This window comes from Streptomyces sp. NPDC001156 (assembly GCF_053598275.1).
On record NZ_JBSFJX010000074.1, the window covers coordinates 15,529 to 42,051 of the forward strand.

Genomic DNA, 26,523 nt, shown 5'->3' on the forward strand with positions numbered 1-26,523 from the left:
ATGGGTGCGCTAAGTGCCGCCTATGGAGCGGCAAAGATCTTCCTTCGGGACTGCCCGCTCTCTCCGCTACAGGGCTACGTTCTGCCCGCACCCTGTCATGACCCGCTCACTGGGCCCTGTGGGGGTGTTCAAGGTGTTCCAGGTGTCATGACCATGACCGTGCGTTCACCGTCGCTACGCGCGTCACGGCCTGCCACTCACTCGTGAATCCCCACTTACGGCTGTGGCTCCGCGTTCGGCCCCACCCAGGCCGCCCGCGGCGCCGGCCTCAAACCGAGAGAGGCAGCACCCCCATGCGTGAGTCCCGCCCGAGCAAGCGGCGCCGGAGTCTGCGAAGACTCCTCACCGCCGCACTCCCCGCTCTCGCCCTCACCGTCGCCGGCCTCATGGCGGCCCCGTCCGCCGGCGCCCAGAGCGCCCCCGACACCGCACAGTCCACGCACTCGACCCGCGCCGCCCAGAACGCCAAGGCGCTGACCGACCCCAAGGCCCAGACCTTCCACTCCACCGGCAAGGCCGGTCAGAAGGTGCCGACACAGCACCTCTGCGGCACCCCGAGCGCCGGCCACGCCTCCTGCTTCGCCCAGCGGCGCACCGACATCAAGCAGCGACTGTCCGCCGCGCTGGCCGCCGCACCCTCCGGCCTGAGCCCGGCCAACCTGCACAGCGCCTACAACCTGCCATCCACCGGCGGCTCGGGCCTGACCGTCGCTGTGGTCGACGCCTACAACGACCCCAACGCCGCGTCGGACCTCGCGACCTACCGCTCGACCTACGGCCTGTCGGCGTGCACCAAAGCCAACGGCTGCTTCAAGCAGGTCAGCCAGACCGGCTCCACCACGTCGCTGCCCTCCAACGACTCCGGCTGGGCCGGTGAGGAGGCGCTCGACATCGACATGGTCAGCGCCGTCTGCCCCAACTGCAACATCATCCTGGTCGAGGCCAACTCGGCCTCCGACAGCGACCTGGGCATCGCGGAGAACGAGGCCGTCTCCCTCGGCGCGAAGTTCGTCTCCAACAGCTGGGGCGGCTCCGAGTCCTCCTCCCAGACCAGTGAGGACACCCAGTACTTCAAGCACCCGGGTGTCGCCATCACGGTCTCCTCGGGCGACTCCGCCTACGGCGCCGAGTACCCGGCGACCTCCCAGTACGTGACCGCGGTCGGCGGCACCGCGCTGACCACGTCCTCCAACTCCCGTGGCTGGACCGAGTCGGTGTGGAAGACCAGCAGCACCGAGGGCACCGGCTCCGGCTGCTCCGCCTACGACCCGAAGCCCTCCTGGCAGACCGACACCGGCTGCTCCCGGCGCATGGAGGCCGACGTCTCCGCCGTCGCCGACCCGGCCACCGGTGTGGCGGTCTACGACACCTACGGCGGCTCCGGCTGGGCGGTCTACGGCGGCACCAGCGCCTCCTCGCCGATCGTCGCCGGCGTGTACGCCCTCGCGGGCACCCCGGGCGTCAGCGACTACCCGGCGAAGTACCCGTACTCCCACACCTCCAACCTGTACGACGTCACCACCGGCAACAACGGCAGCTGCTCGCCCTCGTACTTCTGCACCGCCACGACCGGCTACGACGGGCCGACCGGCTGGGGCACCCCCAACGGCACCGCCGCCTTCACCGCCGGCAGCAGCAGCGGCAACACCGTGACCGTCACCAACCCGGGCAGCCAGTCGACCACCACCGGCGGCTCGGTCAGCCTGCAGATCCACGCGACCGACAGCGCGGGTGCGGCCCTCACCTACAGCGCCACCGGTCTGCCGACGGGCCTGTCGATCAACAGCTCGACCGGCCTGATCTCCGGCACCGCCTCCACCGCGGGCACCTACAACGTGACCGTCACCGCCCAGGACTCCACGGGCGCCTCCGGCTCGGCCTCCTTCAGCTGGACGGTCGGCTCCTCCGGTGGCACCTGCTCCTCGGCGCAGCTGCTCGGGAACGCGGGCTTCGAGTCCGGCAACACCACCTGGACCGCCACCAGCGGGGTCATCACCAACGACACTGGTGAGGCCGCGCACAGCGGTTCGTACAAGGCCTGGCTCGACGGATACGGAACCTCGCACACCGACACGCTGTCCCAGTCGGTGACGATCCCGTCCGGCTGCAAGGCGACGTTCACCTTCTACCTGCACATCGACACGGCGGAGACCACCACCAGCACCCAGTACGACAAGCTGACGGTGACCGCTGGGTCGACCACGCTGGCGACGTACTCGAACCTCAACAATGCCTCGGGTTACGCCCAGAAGTCCTTCGACCTCTCCTCGTTCGCGGGGTCCACGGTCACCCTCAAGTTCAGCGGCGTGGAGGACTCCTCGCTGCAGACCAGCTTCGTCGTCGATGACACCGCCCTGACGACCAGCTGACGCACCTGTGCGCAAAGGGCCCCGGCCGTGTGTGCGGCCGGGGCCCGGTGGCGCTCGGCCAGGGATCCTGATGGGCTGGAGAAACGTCACACCAGCGGCAGGGCACAGGACAATGGACGAGGCACAGGAAGGCGGCCGCCCATGCGCCGTACGACGTTCCACCGGACCACCCTCGTCGCCGCCGCGGCAGCGGCGCTCCTCGTCGCGGGCTGCGGCAGCGGGGGCGGCGGCCGGGGCGCGGGCAGCGGGGCGTCGACCCCCTCGGGTCCGACACCGGCCTCGGCGTCCCCTTCCCCCTCCCTGTCGCCATCGGCACCGCCCTCCCCGGCCCCCACGGCGAGCGGGACGGTCTGTGCTCCGGAGGTACAGCTCATCGCGGCCGACACGGGCCGCACCGTATGCGTGACACAGGGCGGACAGCTCCGCCTCACCCTGGACGGCACCCGGGACCGGCCGTGGACCACGGTGAAGGCCACCGGCGGCGCACTCCAGGCCACCAACGCCGGCATCGTCATCCAGCCCGGCGACGCCGTCGCCGCCTACAAAGCGGTGGCCCCGGGCACGGCACGGCTCACCGCGACCCGCCCGCTGTGCGCCAAGCGCCCGGGCCAGGTGTCGTGCCTGGGAATCGAGCAGTGGACGGTCACGGTCACGGTGACCGAGCCATGAGAACGCGTTACGCGGACGACACCACGAGGACCAACCATGAGGCCGATCACCCCGCCAGGTACCGCACCTGATCCCACAGTGCGGGGTCCACCACGCCCACCCGGCGGCGGAAATCCCACAGCGGAACGTCCCGCAGCTCGTCGGTCTCCAGGAAGCTGGGCCGGCCGTGGGCGTCGGCGACCGTCCCCGGCGGCAGCGGGATCACTCCCGCCCGCTCGTCGTGGTACCGACTGGTGATCTTCGCGACGGTCGCGCTGCTCCCGTGCACTGTCAGCACCAGACACGGCCGTTCCTTGCCGCCCGGCCGGTCCTCGTACGGCACACTCGCCCACCAGATCTCGGCGGGCCGTGGATGCACCCCGGCGCGGCCCGGCGGACGCGTGGCCGCACGGCGACGGCGGTGCCCGCGCCCCCAGCCGTCCACCAGCGTCGCGACCAGCGCCAGCAGCACCACCGCCGCCAGCGCGAGCCACCAGGACGTGTCCATATGGATGACGGTACCGGCGCGTCCGGCGCGTCGCCCGCCCTTCACAACTGCCGCGCGCCCTACCGCGCCCCTCATGCGCCGTCGGTCCAGCCGAACCGGTGACACCACAGGTGAGTTCGCCCACAACGGCCCCTGGCGGAGGAGCGACCGGCCCTTTTGCGCCTTACGCTCGACGGACCGCACGCCCCCCCCGTCACCGTCCACATCCCTGCCTTCTGCACTATCTGCCACGCGGAGGTTCCAGCTTTATGAAGCTCACCGTCGTCGGCTGCTCGGGGTCGTTCCCGTCCGCGGACTCGGCCTGCTCGAGCTACCTCGTCGAGGCCGACGGCTTCCGGCTGCTTCTCGACATGGGCAACGGCGCCCTGGGCGAGCTGCAGCGCCACTGCGGTCTCTACGACCTCGACGCGATCTTCCTCAGCCATCTCCACGCCGACCACTGCATCGACATGCTCGGGTACTTCGTCGCGCGCTACTACCGCCACGACGGCGGCCGCGCGGCACCCATCCCGGTCTACGGCCCCGAGGGCACGGAGCAGCGCCTCACCACTGCCTACGCCGACACCCCCTCGGCCTCCTCGATGAGCGAGGTCTTCGACTTCCACACGGTCAAGCCGGGCACGTTCGAGATCGGCTCCTTCACCGTCCACACGGAACGCGTCCGCCACCCCGTGGAGGCGTACGGCATCCGGGTCGAGCACGGCGGCAGGTCGCTCACGTACTCCGGCGACACCGGCGTGAGCGAGGCGCTGGACGAACTCGCCCGCGACACGGACCTGTTCCTGTGCGAGGCGGCGTTCACCTACGGCAAGGAGAACATCCCGGACCTCCACCTCAACGGCCGCGAGGCCGGCGAGGCGGCCGCCCGCGCCGGTGCCCGCCGCCTGATCCTGACCCACATCCCGCCGTGGACCGACCCGGAGATCAACCTGGCCGACGCCCGCGCGGTCTACAAGGGTCCGGTGGAGCTGGCGGCGCCGCGCGCTACGTACGAGGTCTAGCCCCGCCGTACGGGAAACCCCCCGCTCACGCCCGAAGGCCCCGGAACCGAAGAGGTTCCGGGGCCTTCGTGTCGCTCGTGAGGGGCTCACGCCTTGGTGAGGTCCTCGACCTCCTCCTCGGGCTCGCGGCCCGGGGTGGGGAGGTTGAACTTGGTGATCGCGAAGCGGAAGACGACGTAGTAGATCGCCGCGAACACCAGGCCGATCGGGATGATCAGCCAGGGCTTGGTGGCCAGGTTCCAGTTGAGCCCGTAGTCGATGACGCCGGCGGAGAAGGTGAAGCCCGCGTGGACGCCGAGAGCCCAGGTGATCGCCATGGACAGGGCCGTGAGGACCGCGTGGATCGCGTACAGCACCGGGGCGATGAACATGAACGAGAACTCGATCGGCTCGGTCACACCGGTCACGAAGGAGGTCAGCGCCAGCGAGATCATCATGCCCATCACGGCCTTGCGGCGCTCGGGGCGGGCGGAGTGCGCGATGGCGATCGCCGCGGCCGGCAGGCCGAACATCATGATCGGGAAGAAGCCCGACATGAACTGTCCGGCGGTCGGGTCACCGGCGAAGAAGCGGTTGAGGTCACCGTGGACGACCTGACCGGCCGAGTTCTTGAAGTCACCGATCTGGAACCAGGAGACGGTGTTCACGAACTGGTGCATGCCGACCGGGATCAGCGCACGGTTGATCAGACCGAAGAGGCCCGCGCCCAGGGCGCCGAGACCGGTGATCCACTCGCCGAAGTTCGAGATGCCCTCGCCGATCGGCTTCCAGATCAGGCCGAAGAAGACGCCGGCGAGCGTGCCGACGAAGGCCATGATGATCGGCACCAGGCGACGGCCGTTGAAGAAGCCGAGCCAGTCCACCAGCTTGGTGCGGTGGAAGCGCTGCCACAGCACGGCGGAAAGCAGACCCATGAGGATGCCGCCGAGGACACCGGGGTTGTTGTAGGTCGCGGCTATGTCGGCGCCGGCCTGGACCTTCGCCTCGGTGACCGGGAAGGCCTTCAGTACGTTGCTGTAGACCAGGAAGCCGACCAGGGCGGCGAGCGCGGTCGAGCCGTCGGCCTTCTTCGCGAAACCGATCGCGACACCGATGCAGAACAGCATCGGGAGGTTGTCGAAGATCGCGCCACCGGCTGTGGCGAACACCGCTGTGACCTTGTCGGGCAGGTTCAGCTTGTCGTGGATGTCCTGCTGCCCCAGCCGCAGCAGGATGCCCGCCGCCGGCAGTACGGCGATCGGGAGCTGAAGACTGCGGCCGACCTTCTGCAGGCCCTGGAACAGACCTGATCCCCGCTTCTTTGCGGGGGCCGCCGAGGTTGCGGTGGCGGTGCTCATAGTTCCTCCATGTACCGGGGCTGCCGGGGGACGGGAAGGGCGAAAAGGGGTGGACAGCACCCGCGTGGTCTACACCACTCACTGGTGTAGACCTGTTCTAGCACGGTGAAGGTGGGATAAGGAACCCATGGAATCCGTGGCCGTAAAAATGCGGCGAGTAGTGTCGCACTCGTCGCGAATCACCCGAAACGATAGCCCGAGGGGCGTATGTGACCAGAAGTCCGAACGGCGTGACGATCGCCACGTCACGCCGACGCCCCCCGCGCGCGCCCCGGACGGCCGGGTTGGCGGCGATTCCCCAAGTGGTGTAGACCAGCCCAGGACGGTCGCGCCGTCGGGAACGCCTGTCTCGGGTTCGGACGACCAGACCGCTCGCGAAGTTGGGCCGACTGTGGGTTACTGCGACAAAGCGGTTCCGGATCAGGGAGAAAAGACATGGCCAGCAAGGCTGAGAAGATCGTTGCCGGGCTCGGTGGCATCGACAACATCGACGAGATCGAGGGCTGCATCACCCGGCTGCGCACCGAGGTCCACGACGCCTCGCTGGTCGACGAGGCCGCCCTGAAGGCCGCCGGCGCCCACGGCGTGGTCAAGATGGGGACCGCCATCCAGGTCGTCATCGGCACCGACGCGGACCCCATCGCCGCGGAGATCGAAGACATGATGTGAGCCACCCGCTCACACATCAGGGGCCCTTCCCACCGGGAAGAGGCCCCTGACCCATGTACGACTAGGCTCGGTCCCATGTCTCGCATCGACGGCCGCTCCCCCGAACAGCTCCGCCCCGTCACCATCGAACGCGGCTGGAGCAAGCACGCCGAGGGCTCCGTCCTCGTCTCCTTCGGCGACACCAAAGTCCTCTGCACCGCCTCCGTCACCGAAGGCGTCCCGCGCTGGCGAAAGGGCAGCGGAGAAGGGTGGGTCACCGCCGAGTACGCCATGCTGCCCCGCTCCACCAACACCCGCGGCGACCGCGAGGCCGTCAAGGGCAAGATCGGCGGCCGCACGCACGAGATCAGTCGGCTCATCGGCCGCTCCCTGCGCGCCGTCGTCGACTACAAGTCGCTCGGCGAGAACACCATCGTCCTCGACTGCGACGTCCTCCAGGCCGACGGCGGCACCCGCACCGCCGCGATCACCGGCGCCTACGTGGCACTCGCCGACGCGGTCGCCTGGGCGCAGCACAAGAAGCTCGTGAAGGCCGGCCGGCAGCCGCTGACCGGCACCGTCTCGGCCGTCTCCGTCGGCATCGTCGGCGGCGTCCCCCTCCTCGACCTCTGCTACGAGGAGGACGTACGCGCCGAGACCGACATGAACGTCGTCTGCACCGGCGACGGCCGCTTCGTCGAGGTGCAGGGCACCGCCGAGGCCACACCCTTCGACCGCAAGGAACTCAACGCCCTGCTCGACCTGGCGGCCGCGGGCTGCGACCAGCTCACGGCGATCCAGCGGGCGGTCCTCGAGGCAACCGCATAGCGCCGTCCGGCGTTTTCAGGGATAGCCGCACTACTGCGATGGGGCGCCCGGGGCCTTCCCGGGCGCCCCGCGCAGCTCTCCACGACACCCACGGGTCGGCGAGCCGGACCGGCCGGCGCGCCACGGAGTGTGCGGCACCGCCAACGGGGAGGGAAACCGTTCCATGGCCGCGCGCCACCGCCGACGCACCGCCGCCGCATTCGCCGCCATCGCCGTACTCACCGCCGTGGGCGCGAGCGCGGGCTGCGACGCCGTCGACAAGGCGATCGACTGCGTACAGACCGCCGACGCCATCGCCGACAGCGTCACCGACCTCCAGCAGGCCGTCGAGAACGCGGCGAACGACCCCGCACAGACCGACACGTCCCTCGACTCCATCGAGAAGAACCTCGACCAGATCGGCGACAAAACGGACAACGTCGACGTCAACAAGGCGGTCGACGACCTCCGCAAGGCCGTCACCGACGTCCGCCAGGCCGTCCAGAACGGCGACAAGACCCCCGACGTCGGACCGGTGACCGACGCGGCGGGAGAGCTGACCAAGGTCTGTACGTCGTAGCGCCCCGCAACCCCCCGGGGGCAGGGGCGGGCGCGGCCCGCGTCCCACGGATACTGGGGGGCATGACCCGCCTGATCCTCGCCACGCGCAACGCCGGAAAGATCACCGAACTCAGGGCGATCCTCGCCGACGCGGGCCTCCCGCACGACCTGGTCGGCGCGGACGCCTACCCCGACATCCCCGACGTCAAGGAAACGGGCGTCACCTTCGCCGAGAACGCCCTGCTCAAGGCCCACGCCCTGGCCCGGGCCACGGGTCTGCCCGCGGTGGCGGACGACTCGGGCCTGTGCGTGGACGTCCTGCACGGCGCCCCCGGCATCTTCTCGGCCCGCTGGGCCGGCCGGCACGGCGACGACAAGGCGAACCTGGACCTGCTCCTGGCCCAGCTCGCCGACATCGACGACGCCCACCGGGCCGCCCACTTCGCCTGCGCGGCGGCCCTGGCCCTGCCAGACGGCACAGAACGGGTGGTCGAGGGCCAGCTGAAGGGCACCCTCCGCCACACCCCGTCCGGCACCAACGGCTTCGGCTACGACCCGATCCTCCAGCCGGAGGGCGAGACCCGCACGTGCGCCGAACTGGCCCCTGAGGAGAAGAACGCGATCAGCCACCGGGGGAAGGCGTTTCGGGCGCTGGTACCGGTGGTGCGGGAGTTGCTGGGCTGACACCCGGCCATGAGCAAGGCCCGGTCCGTATGGACCGGGCCTCTTCATGTCTGTGCGGTCGGTGGGACTCGAACCCACACGGGATTTCTCCCACGGGCACCTAAAACCCGCGCGTATCACCTATTTCGCCACGACCGCCTCAAAACGGACATTTCATTGGGCTGCCGCTTTGTGTCGCTCAGTGTACGGGGGAGTCCTCCTGCCTCGCGGAGCGCCCGCCCTTCTGCCTGCACCAGGTTGCCGTCAGTGCATGGCAGTTCGGGCACAGGTACCGCAGGTTCTCGATGCGGTTGTCCAGCCAGTCGCCGTTGATGTGATCGATCTGGAGTGTGATCGGCCGCCCCAGCCACTGCCCCCTGTTTCCGCAGGACGCGCAGCGGTAGGCAGTGCCCTCCTCCTGGAGCGCTGCGTGCAGGCGCGTCCGGTTGGGGCGTGCGGAACCTTCGGGGAGGACCACCAGCACCAGTTCCGCTGTGGGTGTGCGTGGAGCCACCGGTTCGGCACCCCAGGTGCGCCGTGTGAAGTGGCTGGTGTCCAGGCCGAGTCGGGCGACCGTCCGGCGTACGCGCCGGTGGTTCGTGTCGTTCACCTCGAGTCCCATGGCACGCATGACGTCGGCGTAGCTCATGGCCTTGGGCACGGCCGCGCGTAGTACGTCCTCGGGGACCGCGGTGCGGGCGTTGCGAAAGTGGGATGTGTCGATGCCCTGTTCTCGGAACATCCGTCCCAAGGCGGCGCGCGACCGGCTGTCGTCGGGCACTCCCAGGATCCGGGCTGCTTCCCGCACACTTCCGGCGGACCCGGCTGCGGTCCGCAGTTGGTCGTGGGTGAAGGGAAGGTCCAAGTACGGCCGGTCGATGCCCGGGAAGTGGCTGATGTCGATACCGGCTGCCGCAATGCGGCGCCGGATGTGCGCGAGGGTGCCGGTCGCGGGCGTGGCGCCGAGCTTCAGCGCGACCTCGCGCAGCGTCGTGGACGATGCCGCCGCGGCAGCGATCGCGGCGTCCGGATATCTGCGCCATGGGCTTCGATGCGTGAAGTGGCCGGTGTCGATTCCGTGGGCGGCGACTCGCTGCTGCAGAACGCGGCGCTGCCCGCCGCTGGGCTTGAGGCCCAACCGGCGCATGAGGTCGTTCCACGTGCAGGACTGTGCGACGGCCGATGCCAGCGCGATTCGGTCGTACGGGCCCGTGGCCATGGCGCCCCCTCCGCTCTCGGCCGCGTGTTCGCAGCCCGCACGGATTAACGAACCGGATATCGGACAGTCACGCCCGGAAGCGAAAACGGCCCGCGCCGGGGTGTAGCGGTGCGGGCCGCGGGGCTGGAGGGATGTGTCGTCAGATGCCCAGGTCCTTGATGATCTTCGCCACGTGCCCCGTCGCCCGCACGTTGTACAGGGCGCGCTCGACCTTGCCCTCCTCGTCCACGATCACCGTGGAGCGGATGACGCCGACGACCGTCCTGCCGTACATCGTCTTCTCTCCGAAGGCGCCGTACGCGTCCAGGACCTGCTTGTCGGGGTCGGCGAGGAGGGTGACCTCCAGGGACTCCTTCTCACGGAACTTCGCGAGCTTCTCCGGCTTGTCGGGCGAGATGCCGATGACGTCGTAGCCCGCGCCCGCCAGCAGTTCGAGGTTGTCGGTGAAGTCGCACGCCTGCTTGGTGCAGCCCGGGGTGAGCGCGGCCGGGTAGAAGTACACGATGACCTTGCGGCCTTTGTGGTCGGCCAGGGAGACCTCGTTGCCGTCGGCGTCCGGCAGGGTGAAGGCGGGGGCGGTGTCGCCGGGCTTGAGTCGCTCGCTCATCGGTACCTCACGTGGCAAGGGGCGGGTTACCCCGACGAGCCTAATCTCCTTCCGGTGCCTCCAGTGGGGGTGCCGGGGAGTGCGTCGGGGGTGAAGCTGACAGACTGTCGACCACAGATGTAGGAATTGCGCGGAACACGTCGCAAACGACCACGGAGGAAGCGCGGTGGCGGACACGTCGAGCACGCCGGACACCAGGACTCCGGCGCAGATCGAGGCGGACATCGAGCGCCGTCGCGAAACCCTCGCCGAGACGCTCGACGAGATCGGCGTCCGGGTGCACCCGAAGACGATCGTCGGGGACGCGAAGGCCAAGGTCGTCTCCAACATCGACCACACGCTCGGGCGCGCCTACGTCGGTGTCAACCGGGTCGTCAGCGAGGTGAAGGGGCAGTTCGTCACGGAGGACGGTGCGCCGCGTCTGGAGCGTGTCGTGCCCGTGGCGCTGGTGGTCGTGGGGGTCGTCGGGCTGCTCGCCTACGGCTCCCGGCGGCGCAGGGGCTGACCCGGACGCGCACGGAGCCGTCGAAGACGGGTAGGTTCGGGGGCGTGAGCGAGAAGACCCACCACGACAAGTTGCCCATCCGGATGCTGCACGACCGTGTGCTGGTGCGGCAGGACGCCGCCGAGGGTGAGCGCAGGTCCGGCGGCGGCATCCTGATCCCCGCGACGGCGGCCGTCGGCCGGCGCCTCGCCTGGGCCGAGGTCGTCGCGGTCGGGCAGAACGTACGGACCGTGGAGCCGGGTGACCGGGTCCTGTACGACCCGGAGGACCGGGCCGAGGTCGAGGTCCGTGGGACCGCGTACGTCCTGATGCGCGAACGCGATCTGCACGCCGTGGCCGCGGACCGCTTCGAGGGGTCGGAGGACTCCACGGGCCTGTACCTGTAGTTCACATCGCAAAGGGGCTGGTGGCGGGCTGCCACCAGCCCCTTTTTACGTTTCTTTGCTACGGTGGGCCGACCCGTGAGGGACCCGACGAGACGCGCCGTACCGGGACCGTAAAGACGACGCACCCCCTGTTGATCGCGAGAACACGGAGGTGCCGTCATGGCCTGGGTTCTGCTTGTCGTCGCCGGCCTGCTGGAGGTCGGCTGGTCGGTCGGGATGAAGTACACCGACGGTTTCACCCGCCTGTGGCCGAGTCTGGCCACCGGTGCCGGCATCGTCGCGAGCATGCTGCTGCTGTCGTACGCCGCGAGATCGCTGCCGATCGGTACGGCGTACGGCGTCTGGGTGGGCATCGGCGCGGCGGGTGCGGCGGTGCTGGGCATGGCGGTCCTCGGCGAGCCCGCGACGGCCGCGCGGATCTTCTTCGTGGCGCTGCTGCTGGTGGCCGTGGTGGGGCTCAAGGCGACCTCGCCGCACTGATCCGCACGAGCCGCACGATTCTGATGATTCGGACGATCCGGATCTACGGTCGTCCCCGGTGGGGCATCCCGCCCGTTCACGCCCCTGCCGGTTCACGCTCCCGCTCCACCCGTCGCCCCGACTGGGCCGGCCGTGTCGCCGGTCCCGGTGATGTCGCCGGGGCCGCGGCCCGGCCCCGTATCGCCTCCGGTGCCGGTGGTGCCGCGCTGGCCGGGAGGACCGCCTGTTCCCGCGGTGCCACTGTCGGCGGCGCCGCCGGTGTCCGGGGTGGCCCCGTCGCCGGTGGTGCCGCCGGTGCCCGCGGTGCCGCCGCCGGTCGTGCCCGGTGTGCTGCCCGCTCCGGTGGTGGCGCCGTCGCTCCGACCTGGGGTCCGGTTCTGGTTCTGCCCCGGGGTGCTGCTCGTCGGGCCGCCGTTGTTCCGGGGGCTGGCGCCGCCGGGCCGGTCGTCCCAGTTGTAGCCGCCGTTGTAGCCGCCGTTGTAGTCGCCAGGGGGCTCGTCGTAGGGCTGCGCACCCTCCTGCAGTTGAAGGTTGAAGTCCTGGATCTGATTGCCCTGGAGGGCTGCCTCCGTGAACTGGGCCCAGATCTCCGCCGGTGCGCCGCCGCCGTTGACGCGGTCCAGGCCTGTCGCACCGTAGAGCGACTCGTGCCGGCCGGTGTCCGGGTCCTGGCCCATCACGGCGACCACCGTCGCCAGGTCCGGGGTGTAGCCGGCGAACCAGGCGGCCCGGTCGTCCTCCGAGGTGCCTGTCTTGCCCGCGGCGGGCCGGCCGGCGGCCTGGGCGGCCGTTCCGGTGCCGCTGTCCACCACGCTCTGCAGGATGGACGTGGTGGTGTCCGCCGCCTCGCGGCTCACCACCTGCCTGGGGGTCTCGTCCGGCAGCGTGACGTTCTCCTTGCCGTCCTTGGAGACCTTCTCGATCAGCGTGTAGGTGCCGTGCTTGCCGTGGTTGGCGAGCGTCGCGTACGCCTGGGCCATGTCGAGGACGCTGGCGGTGGCCGCACCGAGCGCGATCGACGGGTACGGGCTCATTTCGGGCGTGTTCTCGGGCAACCCGAGGTCGATCGCGGTCTGCTGGACCTTGGAGGGGCCGACGTCGACCGCCATCTGTGCGTACACCGTGTTCACCGACTTGTCGGTGGCCGTGCCGACGGTGATCGGGCCGTACGAGACCTCGTCCTCGTTCTCGGGCGCGTATGTCCCGCCGCCCCAGCCGTCCACCGGGAGCTTGTTCGTGCCGTCGTACACCGTGTAGGGATTGATGGTGTCGCCGTACTGCGTTTTGGAATTGTTCTGGACGGCCGAGGTGAACACGAACGGCTTGAACGTGGAGCCGACCTGGTAGTCGCGGCGGGTCGCGTTGTTGACGTACTGCTTGGTGTAGTCGATGCCGCCGTACATCGCGAGGACCTTGCCGGTGGCCGGGTCGATGGCCACGCCGCCCGCGCGGACGTACCGGTCGACCTTGCGGTTCTTCTTGTCGAGCCTGCTCATCAGCTGGTCGTTCACGGCCTGGGTGAAGGCGTCCTGCTTGGACTTCTGCAGGGTGGTGGTGACGCGGTAGCCACCGGCGGCGAGGGTGCTCTCGTCGATGACCTTGTTGCCGACGAGGTAGTCCCTGATCGCCTCGACGAGGTAGCCGCGCTGGCCGGACAGGCCGGGCGCGGTCACCGGCTGGCGTGGCATGGGGAACGTCACCGCCCGCCGTTGCGTCTCGGTCAGCCAGCGCATCTTCACCATGCCGTCGAGGACGTACTTCCAGCGGGCCATGGCCGCCGGCCCGTTCTCCGGGTGGGCGATGATGTCGTACTGGCTTGGTGCGTTGAGCAGGGCGGCGAGGTAGGCGCTCTGACCGACCGTGAGTTTTTTGGCGTCCACGCCGTAGTAGGCCTGTGCGGCGGCCTGGATGCCGTACGCGTTGCGGCCGAAGTAGCTGGTGTTGAGGTAGCCCTCGAGGATGTGGTCCTTGCTCTTCTCGCGGTCGAGCTTGATCGCGATGAAGAACTCCTTCACCTTTCGGGTGATGGTCTGCTCCTGGGCCAGGTAATAGTTCTTCACGTATTGCTGGGTGATCGTGGATCCGGACTGCTTGCCCTTGCCGCTGGCCGTGTTCCAGGCGGCGCGGACCATCGCCTTGGGGTCGACGGCGGACTCGGAGTAGAAGTCGCGGTCCTCGGCGGCGAGCGCCGCGTGCTGGGCATCCTTGGACATCTGTGCGAGCGTCACGTTCTGGCGGTTGACCGAGCCGTCGCGGGCCATTTCGGTGCCGTCCGCGTACAGGTACACGTTGCTCTGTTTGGTTGCGGCGGCGTTCGCGGCCGGGATGCTGACGATGGCGTATCCGAGCGTGAACAGGCCGGTCAGGAGCAGGAGTCCGGTCACGAAGGCGCCGAGCACCGTCCGCCAGGTCGGGATCAGCCTGCGCCAGCCCGTGCGGCGTGGACGCCCGGGCCGGCCGGGTGGTGGCCCGGTCAGCCCGGGAAGCTCGTCTTCTTCGGGTGCCAGGGTCTGGCTGCTGTGTTGCGGCTCGTCGCTCATCGTCTGCCGGACTCCCGTTTCGCGTCGTACGTTCCCGTACGCCAAGTGCGTCCCCGATGAAGACTGCCGCACCTCGCGCCCACGTTCCCGTTATGACGGACATGTCGGGTGTGGAAAACGCGTGGTACACCACTTGTCCGCGCGCTAGGCTCCAGCGCTTCGGCCCGCCTGCGTCGAAGGAGGTTTCCCGTGGGGACAGGGCGGTTGTACGCCGCCGTCGCCGCCGGTGGTTTCCGGCGGTATGCGACCTACCGAACCGCGACCGCGGCGGGAGTCTTCACCAACACAGTCTTCGGGTTGATCTTGGCATACACCTACCTTGCCCTGTGGAACGAGCGACCCCACCTGGGTGGATACGACCAGGCGCAGGCTCTTACGTTCGTTTGGGTGAGTCAGGGGCTGCTGATGACGGTGGCCGTGTTCGGCGGCGGCTTCGAGGACGAACTGATCGAACGCATCCGAACCGGTGACATCGCCATCGACCTGTACCGGCCCGCCGACCTCCAGCTGTGGTGGCTGGCCTCGGATGCCGGGCGGGCCCTGTTCCATCTGCTGGGCCGGGGCGTGGTCCCGCTGGTGTTCGGCGCGCTGGTCTTCCCGCTGGCGCTGCCGGCCCGGCCGCTGGCCTGGATCGCCTTTGTGATCGCGGTGGCGCTGGGGGTCCTGGTGAGCTTCGCGATCCGCTTCGTCGTGGCGCTGTGCGCTTTCTGGCTGCTCGACGGGGCGGGTGCCGCCCAGCTCGCCGCGCTGGTGGCGGTCTTCTGCTCGGGCCTGCTGCTGCCGCTCAACGTCTTCCCCGGCGCTCTCGGCGAGGTCGTCCGCGTGCTGCCTTGGTCCGCCCTGATGCAGGCTCCGGTGGATGTGCTCCTCGGTCGGGCGCGGCCCCTGCCCACGTACGCCTTCCAGGGTGCGTGGGCGGTCGTGCTGCTGACCCTCGGCCGGCTGGTGCAGTCGGCCGCGACCCGGCGGGTGGTGGTCCAGGGTGGCTGACACGCCTCACGGCGGGGCGCGGGAGCACGGGCGCGTGCGCGCGGGGCTGCGCGCCTATTTCTTGATCAGCGGCATGTGGATCCGCTCCACGATGGCCTATCGCGCTTCCTTCGCCATGACCGCGTTCGGCAACTTCGCCGGGACCGCGTTCGACTTCGTCGCGATCATGCTGATGTTCTCGCGGATCGATGTGCTCGGCGGCTACCGCCTGCCCGAGGTCGCGTTCCTGTACGGCCTGTCCGCCACCGCCTTCGGTCTCGCCGACCTCGCGCTCGGCTCGATGGACCGGCTGGGGCGGCGGGTGCGCGACGGGACGCTGGACACGATCCTGGTCCGCCCGGTGCCCGTGCTCGCGCAGGTCGCTGCGGACCGTTTCGGGCTGCGCCGGATCGGCCGGATCACCCAGGGGGCGCTGGTTCTCGGGTACGCCGTCGCCGCACTGGACGTGTCCTGGACCCCGCTGAAGGTGGCGATGGTCCCGCTGTCGCTGCTGAGCGGGGCGGTGATCTTCTGCGCCGTGTTCGTGGCGGGCGCGGCCTTCCAGTTCGTCGCGCAGGACGCCTCCGAGGTGCAGAACTCGTTCACGTACGGCGGTCAGACCATGCTGCAGTACCCGCCCACCGTCTTCGCCAAGGACCTGGTGCGCGGGGTGACGTTCGTGCTGCCGCTGGCCTTCGTCAACTGGCTGCCCGCGCTGTATGTGCTGGGGCGGCCCTATCCGCTCGACCTGCCGGTGTGGGTCGCCTTCGCCCCACCGCTGGTCGCGGCGGGCTGCTGTGCGGCGGCGGGGGCGGCCTGGCGGGCGGGACTGCGTTCGTACCGGAGTACGGGGAGCTGAGGGCCCAGATGGAAGGTGGCTTCGTGGTGGACGGTGACGGCATGGACGGGGGCCTCGCGGGCGGCGGCCTCATCGAAGTCGACCGGGTCGAGAAGGTGTTCGACGTGCGTCGGAAGACCGGCTTCCTGCGCCGTGAGCGGCGGCAGGTGCGGGCCGTCGACTCGATCTCCTTCACCGTGGCACGCGGCGAGATGGTCGGGTACATCGGACCGAACGGCGCCGGGAAGTCCACGACGATCAAGATGCTGACCGGGATCCTGACGCCTAGCGGCGGCCGGCTGCGGGTCGCCGGCATCGACCCCGCCCGGGAGCGGACGCGGCTGGCCCGGCGCATCGGGGTGGTCTTCGGTCAGCGCACCACCCTGTGGTGGGACCTGCCGCTGATCGACTCCTACCGGCTGATGCACCGCATGTACCGCATCCCGGACGGGCGTTACCGGGAGAACCTGGACCGCTGCGTCGAACTCCTCCAGCTGAGCGGCCTGTTGGACGTCCCGGTCCGGCAGCTGTCCCTGGGCCAGCGGATGCGCGGCGACATCGCGGCGGCACTGCTGCACGACCCCGAGGTGCTGTACCTCGACGAGCCGACCATCGGCCTGGACGTCGCCTCCAAGGCCAGGGTGCGCGAATTCCTGCGGGACCTGAACGCCGAGCGCGGCACGACGGTGCTGCTGACCACGCACGACCTGCAGGACATCGAGCAGTTGTGCTCACGGGTGATGGTCATCGACCACGGGCGGCTGGTCTACGACGGCGGGCTCGCCGGACTGCACGAGGTGGGCGACAGCGAGCGCACCCTGGTGGTCGACCTGGAGCGGGAGATGCCGCCGATCGAGGCACCGCCCGCGCGCGTGGTGCGGGTCGACGGGCCGCGGCAGTGGCTGGCGTTCCCGGCGTCGGAGTCGGCGGCCCCCCTGGTGGCCCGGGTCGCCGCGGAGTACCCGCTGGTGGACCTGTCGGTGCGGGAGCCGGACATCGAGGCGGTCATCGCGAAGATGTACACGGGGCTGGGACAGGCCGAGCGAGCGGTGTCGTAGCCCGCCGCGCGGCGACCTCGTAGGCTGATCGCATGACCGACGCCGTGTCTTCCGACGGGACACCTCCCAGGCCCTCCGTCCCGGATCTCCGTGCTTCCGACGCCGACCGCGAACGTGTCGCCGAGGTCCTGCGGGACGCCCTGGCCGAGGGCCGGCTCGACATGGAGGAGTTCGAGGAGCGGCTGGAGGCGACGTACAAGGCGCGGACGTACGGGGAGCTGGCGCCGATCACCCGGGACCTGCCCGCGGCGGGCGTCACGGCTCCGCCGGTCTCGCTGGTCAAGGAGCCGGTGGGAGACGGGGATTGGGCAGGGCGGGTCGTCGGCGGCGACGGGTCGTCCACCTGGGCCGTCGCCATCATGTCCGGGTTCCAGCGCAAGGGGCGCTGGACGGTACCGAAGCGGTTCAGCTCCTTCGTCTTCTGGGGCGGCGGTGAGATCGACCTGCGCGAGGCGCACTTCGCGGACCGCGAGGTCGAGATCAACTGCGTCGCGATCATGGGCGGGGTCAGCGTCATCGTGCCGCCGGGTGTCGAGGTGGTCGTACGCGGCATCGGGATCATGGGCGGCTTCGACCACCGCGAGGAGGGCGTGCCGGGCGAGCCGGGCGCGCCCCGTGTGATCGTCACCGGGTTCGCCTTCTGGGGCGGAGTCGGCGTCGAGCGCAAGCTGACCCGGGCCGAACGACAGCGGCTGAAGGAGGAGCGGCGCCGGGAGAAGCTGGACCGCAAGGCCGTCCGCAGGGGCCTGCACGCGTCCCACCGCGAGGCCCTGGAAGCCCATCGCGACCTGCTGCGGGAACGCCGTGACGAGCGCCGGGAGTGGCATGAGGGGCGCCGCGAGCGGCACGAGGAGCGCCGGGAGGCCCGGCGCGAGCACCGCGACCGGCGGCGGAGCGGAGAGTACTGACCAGGCGTCCCGTCTCGGACGGCACCGGCCGGGTCGGGCTGGGCCCGTACTGAGCCGGGCTCTGCCGGCGGGTGCCGCACCGCTGCGCGGTCGGCCTTCGGCCGCGGCACGCCCGGCGGTCATGGACCGGCCCTCGTCCCCGTTCTCACAGCTGCGCCGGTGCCGCCCCCTTCAGTGAGGAGAGGTCGAAGATTTCCGCCATCCGGCGGAAACCCGCGTCGCTGGGGTGGAGGTGGTCGCCCGAGTCGTAGTCGGCGCGCAGCCGGCGCGGGTCGTAGGGATCCCGCAGCGCCCTGTCGAAGTCGACGACCTCGTCGTACACCGTGCCCGCGCGGATCTGCGCGTTGATGGCCTGCCGCACCTCCTCGCGGTCGTCCCGGTAGGCGGGGTAACCCTGGAACGGCATGAGCGTCGCGCCCACGACCCTGAGTCCGTGCGCGTGCGCCTCGCGGACCAGGGTGCGCAGCCCGGCCGTGATCCGGTCCGGGTCGGCGTGGCCGGGGTCGCGCAGGATGTCGTTCACACCGAGCTCGATGACGACCGCCTTGACGTTCGCACGGCCGAGGACGTCACGCCCGAAGCGGGCGAGGGCACTCGGGTTGTCGGCGACGGAGGCGCCCCCGCTCGATTGGAGCGGCAGGGCGGACCCGCCGGCCAGTACGCGATTGCCGCTGATGCCCTGGTTGACCACGCTGTAGCGGGGCACCTCGGCGGAGCCGGCGGCCTCGCTCAGCCGGCGGTCGAGGAAGTCGGTCCAGCGGCGGTTGGCGCCCTCGGTGGAGGTGACGCCGTCGGTGATCGAGTCGCCGAGCGCGACGACGGTGCCGACCGATTCCTTGCTGAGCAGGTCGAGAGCGGTCAGATAGCGCCAGTACGGCGTCTGTTCCCGGTAGGCGGCGCCGCCGGTGTCCTGGGTGCGGTCGCCCAAGGCGACGTACGAGATCTGCCGTGCGGTCCGGTGGAAGGTGACCGGGCCCGACGGGACGGGGGAGTAGGTGGTCACGAGCACGTCCGAGTCGCGCGGTACGGCGATCCGGACGGCGTCGCTGACCACCTGCCGGCCCGGCGGGATGACGACCGAGACGGCCCCGGCGAAGGTGAGCGGGCGCAGGGTGCCCGCGGCCGCCGCCGCGTCGTTGTGAGCCGCGGCGAGGGCGATCGAGGCGTGGGTGACGGTGAGCGGCCGCTGACCGTAGAGATTGGACAGCGTGATACGGGCGCTCGTACCCCCGATGCCCACGTGCACGACGTTGCGCACGGAGCGTCCCGCCATCCCGTACGTCCCGGTGCCCGGCTCGGCACCGGAGGGCGAGGCCGACCAGGCGCCGACCCAGACGCCGGTGGAGGCGGGGGCGGCGGCGCCCGGCCGGCCGGGAAGGCCGTCGGTGAGCGTCCCCTGGTCACCGCCGTCGCCGGTCGTGGCGCCGATGAATATGCCGGCCGACACGGCCAGGATGAGCGCGCACAGGGCAGCGATCAGGGCATAACCGTTTCGCCTGGTCATGCTGCGAGTGTTCTCCTCGGGACGGGAGTCCGGGGCTCCGGTGTCGATCATCACCATGATGCGTCATGGCGCGGGAGGAGGCCGACGGGAACCCTGGCGGATCGTGACGGAACGGACAGGCCTTGCCCCAGTGTCCGGGTTGCCCGGGGTCCGGGGAACCCGTACGAGACCCTGAAAGGCCCCGAGACTTCTCCGTCCGGACAGACGCCGGGAACTCCCGTTCCGTTCCATGAGTCGGTCAGGAAGGGACAATGTGTACGGGGGACACGAACGGGTGGAGTGGATGGAACGCACGGAACCGGAGGAAGTGGTGGCTGAGGTGCCGCCTGCCCGCTCGGATACCGCCACGAGCCGGGCGATGACGGCTTTCAGCCCCGCCGACGAGGAGAAGCGCCGAGGTGTGCGCCGGATGAAGAGCACGGCGACCGGGCTGCTGCTCCTCGTGGCGCTCGTGTACGCCCTCGCCACCTGGGCGCGGGGCGCGGGCGCGGGCCCCTGGGCGGCCTATGTGGCCGCCGCAGCAGAGGCAGGCATGGTCGGTGCGCTGGCCGATTGGTTCGCGGTCACCGCGCTCTTCCGGCACCCGCTCGGCCTGCCCATCCCGCACACGGCGATCATCCCCAACAAGAAGGATCAGCTCGGCATCTCCCTCGGCGAGTTCGTCGGCGAGAACTTCCTCTCCCAGGAAGTCGTGCGGCAGCGCCTGCACGCCGTCGGCATCGCCGCCCGGCTGGGCACATGGCTCGCCGATCCGGAACACGCGGACCGGGTGACGGCGGAGCTGGCGACGGCCCTGCGAGGAGCACTGACGGTGCTGCGCGACTCGGACGTCCAGGCGGTGGTCGGCGAGGCCATAACGCGCCGCGCCGACGCGCAGGAGATCGCTCCGCCCCTCGGCAAAATGCTGGAGAAGGTCGTCGCGGACGGCGGCCACAAACGGGTCGTCGACCTGATCTGCGTCCGCGCCCACGACTGGCTCGTCCTGCACGACGACCAGGTCATGTCCGCAGTCCAGGGCGGCGCCCCCGGCTGGACTCCCCGGTTCGTCGACAAGAAGGTCGGCGAGCGGGTCTACAAGGAACTGCTCCGCTTCGTCACCGAGATGCGCGACTCGCCCACGCATCCCGCGCGCGGTGCCCTCGACCGGTTCCTCGCCGACTTCGCCTCCGACCTCCAGTCCGACACCGACACCCGCGCCCGTGTGGAGCGGCTCAAGGGCGATGTGCTGGGCCGGGGCGAGGTCCAGGACCTGATCGCCTCCGCCTGGACGGCCGTCCGCTCCATGATCGTGTCCGCCGCCGAGGACGAGCACAGCGAGCTGCGGCAGCGCGTACGGGCCTCGCTGTTGTCGCTGGGCCAGCGCATGGCCACCGAGGAGCGGACCCAGTCCAAGGTCGACACGTGGGTGGAGAGCGCCGCGGTGCACGTCGTGACGACCTATCGCAAGGAGATCACGTCCTTGATCACGGACACCGTCGCCGGCTGGGACGCCGTGCACACCACGCGGAAGATCGAGGCGCACATCGGCCGCGACCTGCAGTTCATCCGGATCAACGGCACAGTGGTGGGCTCGCTTGCGGGGCTGTTGATCTACACCGTGTCGCGGGCGCTCGGAGCGTAACCGTCCGCCGATCGGGCACTCGGGGTGGGTGCGGCGTCACCCCGCGTCCCCGAGGAGGCAACCATGTCCGTCACCGCGCCCCCACCCGGCACGGTCACCACCGCGATCCCCGCCCGCCTGGATCGTCTGCCCTGGTCACGCTGGCACTGGACGATCGTGATCGGACTCGGCACGGTATGGATCCTGGACGGCCTCGAGGTCACGGTCGTCGGCAACATCGCCAGTCGTCTCTCCGAGCCCGGCAGCGGGTTGCCGATCTCATCGAGCGCGGTCACCGGCACGGCGGCCGCGCTCTATGTGGCGGGCGCCTGCGTCGGTGCGCTGTTCTGGGGGCGCCTGACCGACCGCTACGGCCGCAAGAACCTCTTCATGATCACCCTCGCGGTCTACCTCGCGGCCACCGCCCTGACCGCGGTCTCCTTCTCGACCTGGTGGTTCTTCCTCTTCCGCTTTCTGACCGGCTTCGGCATCGGCGGCGAGTACGCGGCCATCAACTCCGCGATCGACGAGCTGATCCCGGCGCACTACCGCGGCCGCGTCGACCTGATCATCAACGGCAGCTTCTGGCTGGGCGCGATCGGCGGCTCGCTGCTGTCGATCGTCGCGCTGAACACCGACCTTCTGCCCGTGAACGTGGGCTGGCGGCTGACGTTCGCCCTCGGCGCCCTCCTCGCCCTGGTGATCCTGCTCGTGCGCCGGCACGTCCCCGAAAGCCCGCGCTGGCTGCTGATCCACGGCAGGGAGAAGGAAGCGGAACGCGTGGTGGCCTCCATCGAGCGGCAGATCGAGGACGAGAGGGGCGAGCCGCTCCCCGCGCCCAAGGGCGAGATCACCATCCACCAGCGCGAGAGCATCGGCTTCGCCGAGATCGCCCGCACCGTCTTCACCGTCTACCGCAAACGCGCCGTGCTCGGCTTCTCCCTCTTCATCGGCCAGGCCTTCCTGTACAACGCCATCACCTTCGGATTCGGCGCGATCCTCACCAAGTTCTTCCACGTCCCCACCGGCGACACCGGCTACTACTTCGCCGTCATCGCCGTCGGCAACTTCCTCGGCCCGCTGCTGCTCGGCAAACTCTTCGACACCGTCGGCCGGCGGGTGATGATCTCGTCGACGTACCTGCTCTCCGGACTGCTGCTGTTCGGCACGGCCTGGCTGTTCGACCGGGGCTCGCTGAGCGCGGGAACACTGACGGCGTGCTGGTGCGCGGTGCTGTTCTTCGCCTCGGCGGGCGCGTCCAGCGCGTATCTGACGGTCTCCGAGATTTTCCCGATGGAGACGCGGGCCATGTCGATCGCCTTCTTCTACGCCCTTGGCACCGCCGCCGGCGGCATCAGCGGCCCGCTGCTGTTCGCGGACCTCACGAGCACCGGCCGGGTCGGCGACACGGTCCTCGCCTTCCAGATCGGCGCGGCCCTGATGTGCGCGGCGGGGCTGGTCGCGGCCCTGCTTGCGGTCCGGGCGGAACGACGGTCGCTGGAGGACATCGCCAGGCCGCTGACGGCGACGGCGGCGGGGGCGCAGGCTCGGCCGTAGGTCTTGGGGTCTGGACGCGGGCGGGGGCTCCGGATGCGTGGCTTACGGTCTGTCGCGCCTCCGAGGCAGTCGCGGCTGCGGGCGCGGGTGGGGCTGCGGGTCGGCGCCGTGGCGACGGGCGTGGTCGGGTGGCTTCGGGTCTGTCGCGCCTGCGAGGCTGGCTGTGGGGGTAGCGGCTCCGGGTGAGTGGCTGCCGCGTGCCCGTCGCGGCGGGGGCGCGGCCCGGGGGCTGCGGGTCGGCGCCGTGGCGACGGGCGTGGTCGGGTGGCTTCGGGTCTGTCGCGCTTGCGAGGCCGTCGCGGCTGCGGGCGCGGGGCCGTGTGCGAGGTGCCCAGGGCGATCTGAGTACCCGTACTCTGCCGACTCCGCCGCTCCGCGGAAACCCTCGTACGCATGACCGAGAAGCTGCTCTGCCCGATGCGAACGCGTCCCTGGCCCGAGCGCTGGCTGATCCGCCTGCTCGGCGCCGCCCTCGCCGCCGCGGCCTACCTGCTGTGCCTCCCGTGGGACCCGCGCAACCAGCCGGCCACACCCACGGCCACCGAGGACACGACCCCTGTCACAGGCGTCGGCGTCCTCGCCCTCACCGTGACCCTGCTGCTCCTGGCGGCCTACTTCGGCCACTGGGACCACCTGGGCTGGCCACTGCTCCTGGTCGCCGCACCGCCCGCCGCGCTGATGTACGTCTCCTTCCGCACCCACCCCGCACCGGACGCCGCGCTGTGGCCCCTGGCATGGGGCTTCTTCACGCTGCTGATCGCGGCGGGCGTGTTCGTGACGACCGGAGTGGCGCGCGCGCTCCGCGGGGAGTGGGCGCGCGAGGACCTGCCGCAGACGAACCCCTTGTGACACGACAGCCCCGCCGCGCGGCCGTCAGGCCCCCGTCGTGGACCCCGGGCGCACGATCATCAGCACGGTGACGGCGGCCCACAGAAGGTTGAAGACACCGGTGGCCATGGCGAGCCGGACCGTGACCCGCTCACTGACCACGCCGCCCTCCACCGCCTCGAGGACGGCGCCCTGCCGGGGCAGGACCAGGGCACCGAGCACCACTGCCGCGAGTGTGGTCAGCACGATCGACAGGATCAGCCAGGTGTCGCCGAGCACGCCCATGTTCTTGGCGGTGGCGAACCCGAACACGGGGACGACGACCCCGACGAGTGCGTAGACCCGGCAGGTGCGGTGCAGCAGCGCGAGGCTGTGCCGGCTTTCCGCGGGCTCGGCGAGCACCTTGCGGGCGACGGGCGGGAACATGCTCGCGGCGACGGTGACAGGACCGACGGCGACGATCGCGGCGAGGACATGGACGGCGAGAAGGAACTTGGTCACGAGCCGACGCTACGGGCGCGAAGATCACTGACGGAAGTGGCGGAATTGCCAGTACCCAACGGATTCTCGCCACGCGGCCGCGCATGGCCATCTACCTGCAGGGATCGAGGATTATCCGCCACTGCAACGCCTTGGCCGTGACCCGGCGTCCCCGTACGCTCTCGCCATCCACACCGTGGCCATCCTGGCGCTGGACCAGGTGATCCCCTTCGACCTCTCGGCGCCGATCGAGGTCTTCTCACGCACCCGTCTGCCGGACGGACGGCCCGCCTACCGGGTACGGATCTGCGCGCCGACGGAGGAGGTGGACGCGGGCACGTTCCGGATCCGGGCGCCGTACGGGCTCGAGGCGCTGGCGGAGGCGGACACGATCATCCTGCCGGGCACGGAGGACCCGACACGGCCGCTTCCGGAGGGCGTCAAGGGGGCCCTGTGCGCGGCCGCCGCGAACGGCACACGCATCGCGTCGGTGTGTGCGGGCGCGTTCGTGTTCGCCGCGACCGGACTGCTGGACGGACGGCGGGCGACGACGCACTGGGTGGCGGCGACCCTGCTGGCCGAACGCCACCCGGAGGTGACGGTCGACCCGGACGTGCTCTACGTCGACGAGGGCCAGTTCCTGACCTCGGCGGGCGCGGCCGCGGCGCTCGACCTGTGCCTGCACATGATCCGCAAGGACCACGGCTCGGCGGTCGCGGCGGACGCGGCCCGTCTGTCGGTCATGCCGCTCGAACGCGAGGGCGGCCAGGCCCAGTTCATCGTCCACGCCCGGCCGCCGGCCCCTGCGGGGACCACCCTGGAGCCGCTGCTGCACTGGCTGGAGGAGAACGCGGACCGCGACCTGACCCTGGACGACATCGCGGCCCGCGCCGGTACGAGCGCCCGCACCCTCAACCGCCGCTTTCGCGAACAGACCGGCACGACCCCGTTGCAGTGGCTGCACCGGGCGCGGATCCGGCGTGCCCAGTACCTCCTGGAGACGACGTCGCATCCCGTCGAGCGCATCGCGACCCAGACGGGGTTCGGCTCCCCCACGGCCTTCCGCGACCGCTTCAAGCGGGTCGTCGGGACGAGTCCGTACGCGTATCGGCGGACGTTCAGGGGAGTGAGCGGGCCCGTCTCAGGGGGCGGCGGGGGAGCGGCTGCCGGACGGCTCGGCTGACCGGGGGGCCTAACCGCGCCGGTCGGCCACGGCCCAGGAGGCGAGGGCGACGGCTCCGGCGACCCCGAACACCGCGGGCCACGCGCCCACCTTCTTGGCCAGCGGATGCGACCCGGCGAACGCGGCGACATACGCGGCGGTCAGCGCCCCGGCCGCAGCACCACCCGCCTGCCGCCGCCACCGCTCGGCCGACGCGGCCCCCGCCACGGCCAGCACGGCCCCGCCGAGCTGCCGCTTCTTGCTCCAGCGGGCGACCCCGTACCCGCCGACGAGACCGGTCGCGGCCACCAGGGCCGTAGGAACCTTCGCCATCGCTTGCTGCCTCCTGTGCCGGTGTGTCCGGGTCGCCGTTGCGGCTGATGACCGAGGCTAACTCCGCGCCCGGCAAGACCATGGCCTCACCCCCTGCCGGGCGCGCCCCGGTAGCCACGCCATGCCGTTCGGAAGGTCGGAACGGACAAGAGCGGTGTGACGCCTGGGTCCAGGGCCGCCCTCAGCGTGGCGAGCCTGGGGTGAGATGAGACGCAGGTCACATGCCCCCGCTCGCCCGGCCGGTCACATCGTGCGGTGGTGCTCCGTCAGTGCTGTGTAACCGTCGATACGGCAAGGAGATCGCCATGGAAGCCCGTCTCAACTTCTTCACCAACCCCGTGGCAGGCAAGTTCACGAGGTACATCAACTCGGCCGGCAAGGTGATCAGCGACTCGACGCTTCCCGCGGCGACGCAGGAACTCGTGAAGATCCGCGCCAGCCAGATCAACGGCTGCGCCTTCTGCACCGACATGCACACCAAGGACGCGGTGGCCGCCGGCGAGGACCACCAGCGCCTCCACCTCGTCGCCGCCTGGCGGGAGGCCACGGTCTTCACGGACGCCGAGCGCGCCGCCCTGGAACTGGTCGAGCAGGGCACCCGCATCGCCGACGCGGCAGGCGGGGTCCCGGACGAGGTCTGGGCGAACGCCGCGAAGCACTACGACGAGGACCAACTCGCCGCGCTGGTCTCCCTCATCGCCCTGATCAACGCGTACAACCGCATGAACGTCCTCGTCCAGCAGCCGGCGGGCGACTACCAGCCGGGACAGTTCGGCTGAGCACGGGCGGCCGACGGGGGGACGGGCCCGGAGGCGGAACCCGCCGCACACAGCGGCGGCGCCCGCCTCCGGGCCCAGCGTTGATCTCCCCGGAGCGGGCGTTCCTCGTGGAGAGGGAGAAGCGGAGATACGTCTGGCCGGAAAATCACAGCAGCCGAGGGCATGCCGGTGCCTGCTCGGGGCTTGGGTGAAAGTGACTGGGCTTGAGCTGCAGCGGCTGGTCAGACT

At 70.5% G+C, this 26,523-nt stretch carries 27 protein-coding genes, 1 tRNA gene and 1 riboswitch; of the genes, 19 read left to right on the forward strand and 9 right to left on the reverse strand.

Features of this window, described 5'->3' with window-relative positions:
* Positions 1–293: 293 nt before the first annotated feature.
* Positions 294–2,369 carry a putative Ig domain-containing protein gene (locus ACWDA7_RS28710; RefSeq protein ID WP_450607612.1) on the forward strand — a complete coding sequence of 692 codons (2,076 nt, stop codon included), beginning with the start codon at positions 294–296 and terminating at the stop codon, positions 2,367–2,369.
* A 141-nt stretch (positions 2,370–2,510) separates the two neighbouring features.
* Positions 2,511–3,038: a hypothetical protein gene (locus tag ACWDA7_RS28715; protein ID WP_450607614.1), complete on the forward strand. Its 528-nt coding sequence runs from the start codon at positions 2,511–2,513 to the stop codon at positions 3,036–3,038.
* 46 nt (positions 3,039–3,084) lie between these two features.
* On the opposite strand, the gene ACWDA7_RS28720 is transcribed toward ACWDA7_RS28715, so the two are convergent.
* Positions 3,085–3,525: a type II toxin-antitoxin system PemK/MazF family toxin gene (locus ACWDA7_RS28720; protein WP_450607616.1), complete on the reverse strand. Its 441-nt coding sequence runs from the start codon at positions 3,523–3,525 to the stop codon at positions 3,085–3,087.
* Between the two features lie 248 nt (positions 3,526–3,773).
* On the opposite strand from ACWDA7_RS28720, the gene ACWDA7_RS28725 reads away from it, so the two are divergent.
* Positions 3,774–4,526: an MBL fold metallo-hydrolase gene (locus tag ACWDA7_RS28725; RefSeq protein ID WP_450607618.1), complete on the forward strand. Its 753-nt coding sequence runs from the start codon at positions 3,774–3,776 to the stop codon at positions 4,524–4,526.
* 86 nt (positions 4,527–4,612) lie between these two features.
* On the opposite strand, the gene ACWDA7_RS28730 is transcribed toward ACWDA7_RS28725, so the two are convergent.
* Entirely contained in the window at positions 4,613–5,863 is a 1,251-nt protein-coding gene (locus tag ACWDA7_RS28730; protein ID WP_359391600.1) for a PTS transporter subunit EIIC, read from the reverse strand.
* Positions 5,864–6,298: 435 nt separating this feature from the next.
* Here ACWDA7_RS28730 and ACWDA7_RS28735 point away from each other — a divergent pair, with 435 nt between their 5' ends.
* From ACWDA7_RS28735 to rdgB, 4 genes are all read left to right on the forward strand, one after another.
* Positions 6,299–6,532, forward strand: a complete 234-nt coding sequence (locus ACWDA7_RS28735) for a glucose PTS transporter subunit EIIB (RefSeq protein ID WP_043440579.1) — start codon at positions 6,299–6,301, stop codon at positions 6,530–6,532.
* Between the two features lie 75 nt (positions 6,533–6,607).
* Entirely contained in the window at positions 6,608–7,339 is a 732-nt protein-coding gene (gene rph, locus ACWDA7_RS28740) for a ribonuclease PH (protein WP_450607620.1), read from the forward strand.
* Between the two features lie 163 nt (positions 7,340–7,502).
* The gene (locus tag ACWDA7_RS28745; protein ID WP_450607622.1) at positions 7,503–7,898 is read left to right on the forward strand and encodes a hypothetical protein; all 396 of its coding nucleotides are present in this window, start codon (positions 7,503–7,505) and stop codon (positions 7,896–7,898) included.
* A 62-nt stretch (positions 7,899–7,960) separates the two neighbouring features.
* Entirely contained in the window at positions 7,961–8,563 is a 603-nt protein-coding gene (rdgB, locus tag ACWDA7_RS28750; RefSeq protein ID WP_450607624.1) for an RdgB/HAM1 family non-canonical purine NTP pyrophosphatase, read from the forward strand.
* 53 nt (positions 8,564–8,616) lie between these two features.
* On the opposite strand, the gene ACWDA7_RS28755 is transcribed toward rdgB, so the two are convergent.
* The 3 genes from ACWDA7_RS28755 to bcp all read right to left on the reverse strand — a co-directional run bounded on the left by ACWDA7_RS28755 (position 8,617) and on the right by bcp (position 10,368).
* Positions 8,617–8,701: transfer RNA gene (locus ACWDA7_RS28755), tRNA-Leu, on the reverse strand.
* A 40-nt stretch (positions 8,702–8,741) separates the two neighbouring features.
* A complete protein-coding gene (locus ACWDA7_RS28760) occupies positions 8,742–9,761 on the reverse strand; it encodes an HNH endonuclease signature motif containing protein (RefSeq protein WP_450607625.1) in 1,020 nt (339 codons plus the stop codon).
* Positions 9,762–9,900: 139 nt separating this feature from the next.
* A complete protein-coding gene (bcp, locus tag ACWDA7_RS28765; RefSeq protein WP_433131979.1) occupies positions 9,901–10,368 on the reverse strand; it encodes a thioredoxin-dependent thiol peroxidase in 468 nt (155 codons plus the stop codon).
* A 166-nt stretch (positions 10,369–10,534) separates the two neighbouring features.
* On the opposite strand from bcp, the gene ACWDA7_RS28770 reads away from it, so the two are divergent.
* From ACWDA7_RS28770 to ACWDA7_RS28780, 3 genes are all read left to right on the forward strand, one after another.
* Positions 10,535–10,873, forward strand: coding sequence for a DUF3618 domain-containing protein (locus tag ACWDA7_RS28770; RefSeq protein WP_450607627.1), 339 nt, complete (start codon positions 10,535–10,537; stop codon positions 10,871–10,873).
* 44 nt (positions 10,874–10,917) lie between these two features.
* On the forward strand, positions 10,918–11,259 hold the full coding sequence (locus tag ACWDA7_RS28775) for a GroES family chaperonin (RefSeq protein ID WP_043440554.1): 342 nt from the start codon (positions 10,918–10,920) through the stop codon (positions 11,257–11,259).
* Positions 11,260–11,326: 67 nt separating this feature from the next.
* Positions 11,327–11,385, forward strand: a riboswitch (guanidine-III (ykkC-III) riboswitch).
* Positions 11,386–11,418: 33 nt separating this feature from the next.
* Entirely contained in the window at positions 11,419–11,739 is a 321-nt protein-coding gene (locus ACWDA7_RS28780; protein WP_359391593.1) for a DMT family transporter, read from the forward strand.
* A 92-nt stretch (positions 11,740–11,831) separates the two neighbouring features.
* Here the strand turns inward: ACWDA7_RS28780 and ACWDA7_RS28785 are convergent, their stop codons facing one another.
* Positions 11,832–14,279, reverse strand: a complete 2,448-nt coding sequence (locus ACWDA7_RS28785) for a transglycosylase domain-containing protein (RefSeq protein WP_450607630.1) — start codon at positions 14,277–14,279, stop codon at positions 11,832–11,834.
* A 189-nt stretch (positions 14,280–14,468) separates the two neighbouring features.
* Between ACWDA7_RS28785 and ACWDA7_RS28790 the strand changes: the two genes are divergently transcribed.
* From ACWDA7_RS28790 to ACWDA7_RS28805, 4 genes are read left to right on the forward strand one after another with little or no spacing between them, the layout of a single operon-like run.
* Entirely contained in the window at positions 14,469–15,269 is an 801-nt protein-coding gene (locus ACWDA7_RS28790) for an ABC transporter permease (RefSeq protein WP_450607632.1), read from the forward strand.
* Entirely contained in the window at positions 15,262–16,107 is an 846-nt protein-coding gene (locus ACWDA7_RS28795; RefSeq protein WP_450607634.1) for an ABC transporter permease, read from the forward strand. Before ACWDA7_RS28790 ends, ACWDA7_RS28795 begins: the two co-directional genes overlap by 8 nt.
* 41 nt (positions 16,108–16,148) lie before the next feature.
* Entirely contained in the window at positions 16,149–17,144 is a 996-nt protein-coding gene (locus tag ACWDA7_RS28800) for an ABC transporter ATP-binding protein (RefSeq protein WP_450607649.1), read from the forward strand.
* A 32-nt stretch (positions 17,145–17,176) separates the two neighbouring features.
* Positions 17,177–18,052: a DUF1707 SHOCT-like domain-containing protein gene (locus ACWDA7_RS28805; RefSeq protein WP_450607636.1), complete on the forward strand. Its 876-nt coding sequence runs from the start codon at positions 17,177–17,179 to the stop codon at positions 18,050–18,052.
* Between the two features lie 145 nt (positions 18,053–18,197).
* Here the strand turns inward: ACWDA7_RS28805 and ACWDA7_RS28810 are convergent, their stop codons facing one another.
* On the reverse strand, positions 18,198–19,556 hold the full coding sequence (locus ACWDA7_RS28810) for an SGNH/GDSL hydrolase family protein (protein ID WP_450607638.1): 1,359 nt from the start codon (positions 19,554–19,556) through the stop codon (positions 18,198–18,200).
* 253 nt (positions 19,557–19,809) lie between these two features.
* On the opposite strand from ACWDA7_RS28810, the gene ACWDA7_RS28815 reads away from it, so the two are divergent.
* The 3 genes from ACWDA7_RS28815 to ACWDA7_RS28825 all read left to right on the forward strand — a co-directional run bounded on the left by ACWDA7_RS28815 (position 19,810) and on the right by ACWDA7_RS28825 (position 23,562).
* Positions 19,810–21,177, forward strand: coding sequence for a DUF445 domain-containing protein (locus tag ACWDA7_RS28815; RefSeq protein WP_450607639.1), 1,368 nt, complete (start codon positions 19,810–19,812; stop codon positions 21,175–21,177).
* A gap of 63 nt (positions 21,178–21,240) precedes the next feature.
* Positions 21,241–22,713 carry an MFS transporter gene (locus tag ACWDA7_RS28820; RefSeq protein ID WP_450607641.1) on the forward strand — a complete coding sequence of 491 codons (1,473 nt, stop codon included), beginning with the start codon at positions 21,241–21,243 and terminating at the stop codon, positions 22,711–22,713.
* Between the two features lie 393 nt (positions 22,714–23,106).
* Complete coding sequence (locus ACWDA7_RS28825; protein WP_450607643.1) at positions 23,107–23,562, forward strand: hypothetical protein; 456 nt, start codon at positions 23,107–23,109, stop codon at positions 23,560–23,562.
* A gap of 24 nt (positions 23,563–23,586) precedes the next feature.
* Here ACWDA7_RS28825 and ACWDA7_RS28830 read toward each other — a convergent pair whose 3' ends face one another.
* Positions 23,587–24,042, reverse strand: a complete 456-nt coding sequence (locus ACWDA7_RS28830) for a hypothetical protein (protein ID WP_450607645.1) — start codon at positions 24,040–24,042, stop codon at positions 23,587–23,589.
* 166 nt (positions 24,043–24,208) lie between these two features.
* Between ACWDA7_RS28830 and ACWDA7_RS28835 the strand changes: the two genes are divergently transcribed.
* Positions 24,209–25,204, forward strand: a complete 996-nt coding sequence (locus ACWDA7_RS28835; RefSeq protein WP_450607651.1) for a GlxA family transcriptional regulator — start codon at positions 24,209–24,211, stop codon at positions 25,202–25,204.
* A gap of 9 nt (positions 25,205–25,213) precedes the next feature.
* Here the strand turns inward: ACWDA7_RS28835 and ACWDA7_RS28840 are convergent, their stop codons facing one another.
* Entirely contained in the window at positions 25,214–25,516 is a 303-nt protein-coding gene (locus ACWDA7_RS28840; protein WP_359391582.1) for a hypothetical protein, read from the reverse strand.
* A 305-nt stretch (positions 25,517–25,821) separates the two neighbouring features.
* Here ACWDA7_RS28840 and ACWDA7_RS28845 point away from each other — a divergent pair, with 305 nt between their 5' ends.
* Positions 25,822–26,295, forward strand: coding sequence for a carboxymuconolactone decarboxylase family protein (locus tag ACWDA7_RS28845; RefSeq protein ID WP_450607647.1), 474 nt, complete (start codon positions 25,822–25,824; stop codon positions 26,293–26,295).
* Positions 26,296–26,523: the final 228 nt, after the last annotated feature.

Excerpts from the sequence above, each read along its gene's own strand:
- ACWDA7_RS28805 (WP_450607636.1), top strand. The coding sequence starts at position 17,177 with ATGACCGACGCCGTGTCTTCCGACGGGACACCTCCCAGGCCCTCCGTC.
- ACWDA7_RS28800 (WP_450607649.1), top strand. The coding sequence starts at position 16,149 with ATGGACGGGGGCCTCGCGGGCGGCGGCCTCATCGAAGTCGACCGGGTC.
- rph (WP_450607620.1), top strand. The coding sequence starts at position 6,608 with ATGTCTCGCATCGACGGCCGCTCCCCCGAACAGCTCCGCCCCGTCACC.
- ACWDA7_RS28715 (WP_450607614.1), top strand. The coding sequence starts at position 2,511 with ATGCGCCGTACGACGTTCCACCGGACCACCCTCGTCGCCGCCGCGGCA.
- ACWDA7_RS28710 (WP_450607612.1), top strand. The coding sequence starts at position 294 with ATGCGTGAGTCCCGCCCGAGCAAGCGGCGCCGGAGTCTGCGAAGACTC.
- ACWDA7_RS28845 (WP_450607647.1), top strand. The coding sequence starts at position 25,822 with ATGGAAGCCCGTCTCAACTTCTTCACCAACCCCGTGGCAGGCAAGTTC.
- ACWDA7_RS28760 (WP_450607625.1), bottom strand. The coding sequence starts at position 9,761 with ATGGCCACGGGCCCGTACGACCGAATCGCGCTGGCATCGGCCGTCGCA.
- ACWDA7_RS28730 (WP_359391600.1), bottom strand. The coding sequence starts at position 5,863 with ATGAGCACCGCCACCGCAACCTCGGCGGCCCCCGCAAAGAAGCGGGGA.
- ACWDA7_RS28780 (WP_359391593.1), top strand. The coding sequence starts at position 11,419 with ATGGCCTGGGTTCTGCTTGTCGTCGCCGGCCTGCTGGAGGTCGGCTGG.
- ACWDA7_RS28810 (WP_450607638.1), bottom strand. The coding sequence starts at position 19,556 with ATGACCAGGCGAAACGGTTATGCCCTGATCGCTGCCCTGTGCGCGCTC.
- bcp (WP_433131979.1), bottom strand. The coding sequence starts at position 10,368 with ATGAGCGAGCGACTCAAGCCCGGCGACACCGCCCCCGCCTTCACCCTG.
- ACWDA7_RS28745 (WP_450607622.1), top strand. The coding sequence starts at position 7,503 with ATGGCCGCGCGCCACCGCCGACGCACCGCCGCCGCATTCGCCGCCATC.
- ACWDA7_RS28725 (WP_450607618.1), top strand. The coding sequence starts at position 3,774 with ATGAAGCTCACCGTCGTCGGCTGCTCGGGGTCGTTCCCGTCCGCGGAC.
- rdgB (WP_450607624.1), top strand. The coding sequence starts at position 7,961 with ATGACCCGCCTGATCCTCGCCACGCGCAACGCCGGAAAGATCACCGAA.
- ACWDA7_RS28735 (WP_043440579.1), top strand. The coding sequence starts at position 6,299 with ATGGCCAGCAAGGCTGAGAAGATCGTTGCCGGGCTCGGTGGCATCGAC.
- ACWDA7_RS28720 (WP_450607616.1), bottom strand. The coding sequence starts at position 3,525 with ATGGACACGTCCTGGTGGCTCGCGCTGGCGGCGGTGGTGCTGCTGGCG.
- ACWDA7_RS28820 (WP_450607641.1), top strand. The coding sequence starts at position 21,241 with ATGTCCGTCACCGCGCCCCCACCCGGCACGGTCACCACCGCGATCCCC.
- ACWDA7_RS28785 (WP_450607630.1), bottom strand. The coding sequence starts at position 14,279 with ATGAGCGACGAGCCGCAACACAGCAGCCAGACCCTGGCACCCGAAGAA.
- ACWDA7_RS28840 (WP_359391582.1), bottom strand. The coding sequence starts at position 25,516 with ATGGCGAAGGTTCCTACGGCCCTGGTGGCCGCGACCGGTCTCGTCGGC.
- ACWDA7_RS28825 (WP_450607643.1), top strand. The coding sequence starts at position 23,107 with ATGACCGAGAAGCTGCTCTGCCCGATGCGAACGCGTCCCTGGCCCGAG.